Source organism: Deltaproteobacteria bacterium (assembly GCA_016235345.1).
Classification (GTDB): domain Bacteria; phylum Desulfobacterota; class Desulfobacteria; order Desulfobacterales; family Desulfatibacillaceae; genus JACRLG01.
The window spans coordinates 175,667-181,666 of sequence record JACRLG010000013.1 but is presented as its reverse complement, the minus strand read 5'-3'; the positions used below and the strand labels follow the sequence as shown (position 1 = coordinate 181,666).

The 6,000-nt window shown below is 61.0% G+C and carries 5 protein-coding genes; 3 read left to right on the top strand and 2 right to left on the bottom strand.

What is annotated here, in order from left to right:
• From HZB23_06935 to HZB23_06925, 3 genes are all read left to right on the top strand, one after another.
• On the top strand, positions 1-134 hold a 134-nt coding region (locus tag HZB23_06935), incomplete at its 5' end, for a transposase (protein MBI5844386.1).
• Between the two features lie 26 nt (positions 135-160).
• Positions 161-1,303 carry a 2-hydroxyacyl-CoA dehydratase gene (locus HZB23_06930; GenBank protein ID MBI5844385.1) on the top strand — a complete coding sequence of 381 codons (1,143 nt, stop codon included), beginning with the start codon at positions 161-163 and terminating at the stop codon, positions 1,301-1,303.
• Between the two features lie 250 nt (positions 1,304-1,553).
• The gene (locus tag HZB23_06925) at positions 1,554-2,873 is read left to right on the top strand and encodes a GMC family oxidoreductase (GenBank protein ID MBI5844384.1); all 1,320 of its coding nucleotides are present in this window, start codon (positions 1,554-1,556) and stop codon (positions 2,871-2,873) included.
• A 54-nt stretch (positions 2,874-2,927) separates the two neighbouring features.
• Here HZB23_06925 and HZB23_06920 read toward each other — a convergent pair whose 3' ends face one another.
• Positions 2,928-4,619, bottom strand: coding sequence for an AMP-binding protein (locus tag HZB23_06920; GenBank protein ID MBI5844383.1), 1,692 nt, complete (start codon positions 4,617-4,619; stop codon positions 2,928-2,930).
• Positions 4,620-4,845: 226 nt separating this feature from the next.
• The gene (locus tag HZB23_06915) at positions 4,846-5,988 is read right to left on the bottom strand and encodes a FecR domain-containing protein (GenBank protein MBI5844382.1); all 1,143 of its coding nucleotides are present in this window, start codon (positions 5,986-5,988) and stop codon (positions 4,846-4,848) included.
• Positions 5,989-6,000 lie beyond the last annotated feature (12 nt).

The following is a 6,000-nucleotide window of genomic DNA, read 5'->3' as shown; positions in this document are numbered from 1 at the left end:
TCTCTCACTCATGGTTCAACCGTTTCAGGAAACTACTGGTCAGGTATGAAAAACTCACCGACTCCTACTTGGCCCTTTGTCATTTGGCTGCGGCAATAATCGCCTCACGAAAGGCAGGGCTTATTTACGAATAAGCTCTAAATATGGTAAGGAACCGTCCATGATGAACTTTCCATCAGACGTGGAAAAAATCGCGGGAGCCATCGAGAACGAGGCCATAAGGGCCGACGGGCGGCCCGTTGTGGGCTACCTTTGCTCCTACGTGCCGGAGGAGATCATCCACGCCGCCGGTGCGATCCCCTATCGCCTTCGGGCCGTGGGAAGCCGCAGCACGGTCCGGGCCGACGCCTATTACGGGGCGCGCAACTGCTCCTTTGTCCGCCACGTTTTCGACCGCGTGCTTTCCGGGGCCTGCGATTTCCTCTCCGGCATGGTCTTCATGAACGGCTGCGACCACTCCCGCCGCATGTACGACAATTGGCGGGACGCCAGAAGCGGCGATTTCCTGCACCTCATGGCCGTTCCCCACAAGGCCGGCCCCACCGCTCTTGCCCAGTACGAATCCGAATGCCGCCTTTTGGCGAAGCTATTGGAGGATCACCTTAAAACCTCCATCACCGATTCCGCCCTTTCAAGCTCCATCGCCCTTTTCAACGAAAAGCGAAGGCTTTTGGCGCAGATCGCCTCCATGCGCGCCGCGAGCCCGGCGGCGCTCACGGGCTCCGAGTTTCTGTCCATAGCCCTTGCGGTAACGGCCCTTCCGCCCGAAAACGCGGTGGCGCTTCTGAAGGAATGCCTTACAGCCCTTGATGGACGCGACGTTTCAAGGAATTTTTCCGTGCGCCTGGTTCTGGTGGGCGGGTGCATGGAGGACGTGGATCATCTGAAGCTCATCGAGGAGGCGGGCGGGGCCATCGTTGCCGACAACCTCTGCCTTGGAAGCAGGCTTTTCGAGGGCGAGGTGAACGAAACCGGCGACCCCGTAAAGGCCATCGCGGCCCGGTATCTCACCCGCATAGCCTGCCCCCGCATGATAGACGAGACAGGGCGAAGAATCGAATGGCTCCACCGCACCCTTCAGGAAACAGGCGCGGACGCGGTTCTTGCCGAAAAGCTCATGTTCTGCGACCTGTGGGGCGGTGAAATCTTCATCCAGAAATCCGAGGCCCAAAAAAGGCAGGTCCCCTTTTTAAGTCTGGAGCGCGAGCTTTACGGCGGCGGAAGCGGCCAGCACGCAACGAGGCTCCAGGCCTTTTTCGAGACGGTGGTGAACCTGAAAGGCAGGGTCGGCGAAAATAGATAAAATTTTATCGGCAATTAAATTTTCCGATTGTAAAATATTTGCCGGTTGGCTACACTATGGCAGGCTCTGGCAACCGGCTGCCTGGACGCTCAGCCGCAAGGCGAGGGTTCACCCAACAATTGTATAATGAATATAGGGTGTTGGATGAACATGCGCTTCGCGCGGAACCACCCAACCTACGCAAGATTATACAATTACTTCAACCGCTTGTCTGCCCTTCACCTGCCGTAAAAACAACTGGAGGCGGAACATGGCATACGACTACATAATCGTGGGAACAGGCCCCGGCGGAGCGCCCGTGGCGCGGGCTTTGGCGCGGGCCGGGAAAAAGGTTCTCATGGTGGAGCGCGGAGCCCGGCACGAAAAGGGCCTTGGCTTTCCCTTCGGTCCACGGATAATGCACGGCATGGGCCTTTTCTGCCGGTCAAAGGAGGGCGTTTACGTGGCTCGCGGCATCACTGTGGGCGGAAGCTCCCTTATCTACAACTCCAACGTGTTTTCCCCGCCCGATCGCCTTTACAAACAGATGGGGCTCGATTTTTCGCTGGAAGTGGCGGAACTGAGAAAAGAAATCGGCGTGAACACGCTCCCGGAGCGCTTTTTCACCCACGCCCACGGCGGAAACAGGGTGCGTGAGGCCGCCTACAAAATGGGCCTTCATTTCGAGCCCCAAGATAAGTTCATAGACCCGGACAAATGCGTGGTGGGCTGCGACTGGTGCATGTTGGGCTGCGCCCACGGCGCGAAGTGGACCACCAGGGTCTTCGTGGATCAGGCCGTGAAAAGCTGCGCGGAGCTCATGGTCTCGTCCCCGGTGGAAAAGGTGCTCATCGAAAAGGGCAGGGCGGGCGGGGTGGTCCTCAAAAACGGCGAAACCATCCGCAGCGAAAAGGTGATAGTGTCCGCCGGAGGGGTGGGGACACCGGCCCTTCTCAAGCGTTCGGGCATCAAAGGCGTGGGCGGAAAATTCTACATGGACCCCATGAACATAATCGTGGGCTACGCGGATAAGCTGGCGGGCGGGGCGTGGAGGGAAATGAGCTTCACCCACGCCATTGAAAGCCTTGCCGAAACCGAGGGCTTCATAATCGGCAACATCTCCGCCGAGGCCGTGGGCATGACGGCCTTCATGCGGGCCAACATAATGCGCCACAACCTGCCGCGCCTCCCGAAACTGCGTCGCGGCATAGGGCTTTTCGTGAAGCTGGCCGACGACCACATGGGCTCAATAGACGCGGACGAGGCCATCTCCAAGCCTTTCACCGAAAACGACATCCGCCGGATGAAGCGGGCCACGGACCTTTCCATCGAAATATTGATGAAGGCGGGGGTCAAAAGAAGCGAAATAGCCGTGGCCCCCTCCATAGGCGGGCATCCGGGCGGCACTGCGGCCATGGGCGAGGCGGTGGACCGGAACTTTTCCACAAGCGTCGAAAACCTTTTCGTGTGCGACGGCTCGGTGATCCCGTCCTCGCCGGGGGTGCCGCCTTCGCTTACCATTATGAGCCTCTCCCGCCTTTTCGGAAAGATGCTGACCGGCGAGGCGACAGCGGAGGAGCGGAAAGTCTGACGTACATTCCGACCGGGGAAGCGGGCGCTTCCCCGGTTGGACGGCCATCATTCATCATGCCTTGAGATCGGGAAAATCGCTCTCCCAGAATTCCAGCTTTCCGCGCACATCCCTCGAACGGCCGCTCTCCTCGGCCTTTCTTAAGTCCACCCGCCTTATTTTTCCCGATATGGTCTTGGGAAGCTCCGCGAACTCGATCCTGCGCACCCGCGTATAGGGCGCGAGCCTATCGCGCAAAAATTTCAGTATCGCAAAGGCGGTTTCTTTGGAAGGCTCGATTCCGGGTTTCAGCATCACGTAAGCCTTGGGAACCGAAAGTTTGATGGGGTCCGGGCTCGGCACCACCGCCGCCTCGGCCACCCATTCGTGCTCGATTAAGGCACTTTCCAGCTCAAAGGGGCTTATGCGGTAATCCGAGCTTTTGAAAACGTCGTCGGCCCGGCCCACGTACCAGAAATAGCCTTCCTTGTCACGGCCCGCCACATCCGAGGTGAGGAAATAATCGCCGTCCAGAAGCTCGCTGGTGCGCTCCGGGTTATCCAGGTAGCCGGTCATGATTCCCACGGGCGCGGGGTTCAGGCGGATGCCTATCTCGCCCTCGTCCGCCTCTTTCCCCTCCACGTCCACAAGGGCTATGGCGTAGCCCGGCATGGGCCTGCCCATGGAGCCCGGCTTCACCGGCTGCCCGGGCGAGTTTCCGACCTGGCAGGTGGTTTCGGTCTGGCCGTAGCCGTCCCTTATGGTGAGCCCCCAGGCGGCCTTCACCTGATCGATGACCTCCGGGTTCAGGGGCTCGCCCGCGCCCACCAGCTCGCGCAGCTTCACCGGGTAGGATTTCAGGTCTTCAAGGATGAAGGAGCGCCACACGGTGGGCGGGGCGCAGAGGGTGGTGACGCACGAGCGGGCGATGACCGAAAGGGTCTTTTTGGGGTCGAACCGGGCCTGGTTGTAGACGAAGACCGTGGCCCCGGCGTTCCAGGGCGCGAAAAAGGAGCTCCAGGCGTGCTTGGCCCAGCCGGGGGAGCTGATGTTGAAGTGGATATCGCCGGGTTTCAGGCCCACCCAGTACATGGTGGAAAGGTGGCCTACCGGGTAGCTTGCGTGGGAGTGCTGCACCATCTTGGGCTTGGCCGTGGTGCCGGAGGTGAAATAGAGAAGGAAGGGGTCGGAGGAGCCGGTGGGGCCGTCCGGCGAAAAACCCGCGTCCTCCCTGAAGGCGTCCTCAAAGCTGATCCAGCCGTCGAGGCTCCCGCCCACCATGATTCTGGTGTAGTCGCCGGGAATCCCGTCGAACTTGGGGGCACCGTCCGGGTCCGTCACGACGACCCGCATTCCGCCGCGCTCTATCCGGTCGGCAAGGTCCGCCTCGGCCAGAAGCGTTGTGGCCGGGCCCACCACCGCGCCGAGTTTTATCGCGGCAAGGGTGATCTCCCACAAAGCCGTCACGTTCGGGAGCATGATCAGAATGCGGTCGCCGCGTTTTACGCCGAGCCGCCTCAAAAAGTTGGCCACCCGGTTGGAGCGCCCGGAAAGCTCCGCAAAGGTGAGCCTGGTCTCGGCTCCCGATTCCTCCACCACCCAGAGGGCCACGCCGTCGTTGCCCAAAGCCTCCCTGTCAAAAAAATCCAGCGCCCAGTTGAACTGCGGCATTACGGGCCATTTGAACCCCTTGTAGGCCGCTTCGTAGTTTTCGCGGTTTTCGATGAGAAAATCGCGGGCCTTGACGAAATTTTCTGCCGAACCCATAAATCTCCTCCGTTTGAGTTAATTCGGGCCATGTGCGGCCCGTTGAAGATTGTCGACCGGAGGCGGAACCCGCCTTGCAGAAATGAAGCAATTGCCGTGCCGGATGTTCGAACCTTTGACGGAGGGAACAAAAATTATGGAGGCATCCCTCCACATCAGCCGGAAACAGGGCATTGCGCTGTATTCGGGAAGGGCGGCCCTGATGACTCATGATTAGGCTCCGCCCTTATCGGGGAGCAGCCCCGGCTTTCTTGCCTGCGGGCCTCTTATCCGTCGCCTGCCCCCCGGTTGTGCGGTACAGGCTGCGGAAGAGCCCTATCACCCGTTCCCGTAACTGCCTCGCTTCCAGGATGAGGCGGTCTCCGGTCTGCAATGTCTCCGCCAGCCTGCCGCGCAACAGGGCGGCTGTTTCAGGGGGCACCCGGTCTCCGGCGGTTTCCAGGGAGTGTTCGAGGGTCCTCGCAAAATTCACATCCACGCGCAGGCGGTTCAAAGCGCGCCTATAGGCCCGGACCTCCCGGCGAAGCGCCAGTCCGGCCTTGCCGGCCGCAAGCCGAGCCTGCCTGAGAGCGGCCTTGCTTCCTTTTTTTCCTAAAGCGGCCCTGGTATCCTCCAAGGCCCCTGCCAGGTCATCAGCCTTGCCGAACACCGACCCGCCCAGGACGGAAAGCTCCCGTTCCATGCGGCTCACCTTGGCGGCGGCGCGTTCAATGACCATGGGAAGCCGGTCCGGAAGCCGCACGGCCCGCTCCGCCCGCCAGGCCATCCAGTCCCGCCGTCGTCTTTCCGGTGCGGGGGCCAGGGAGCCTTTCCCGGTATCTGCATCGACCTCGGCCATTGACCCCTTGTCCACCAACAAGGTCTCCCCATCCACGGCCATTTCGACGGAACCCTCGTCCACAGCCATCGCCGCGCTGCCATCTGCTGCTGCGGCGAGCTCGAACTCGGTTCCGCGCACACCGGCGATGACCGTGGGCGTGTGGATTTCAAGGCGCCTCGGCGAAGACGACAGGCGGCTGACCCTGGCCCACAGGTATCCTGCCGCCATCCGCAGCACCATCGGCTCGTCCTCGGCCTCTTCGAACAATTCGTCGATGCTGACACTGGTGTCGGATTCTAGGGTGAAGGAGCCCGCGTCAGTAAGGGTGAAGCGGATCCGGCCGTCCTTGCCGGTTATGAGGGTGTCTCCGTAATGGATGGCCGCTGACCGGCCGATCGCCCTCCTGCCGCCGCCGCGCTCCACCCACACAGAGCCTGAGGCCTCCTCCACCCGTCCGGCCGCCCCGGTCGCCGGAAATGAGTCGGCGGTCAATACAAGACAAAGTATCGCCACAGCAAGGAACGCCCCTCTTGACAAGATCGATTTCATCCAGCTCTCTCC

Bases quoted from the DNA above. Each gene is read 5' to 3' on its own strand.
- HZB23_06915 (MBI5844382.1), bottom strand. From the start codon at position 5,988: ATGAAATCGATCTTGTCAAGAGGGGCGTTCCTTGCTGTGGCGATACTT.
- HZB23_06920 (MBI5844383.1), bottom strand. From the start codon at position 4,619: ATGGGTTCGGCAGAAAATTTCGTCAAGGCCCGCGATTTTCTCATCGAA.
- HZB23_06930 (MBI5844385.1), top strand. From the start codon at position 161: ATGATGAACTTTCCATCAGACGTGGAAAAAATCGCGGGAGCCATCGAG.
- HZB23_06925 (MBI5844384.1), top strand. From the start codon at position 1,554: ATGGCATACGACTACATAATCGTGGGAACAGGCCCCGGCGGAGCGCCC.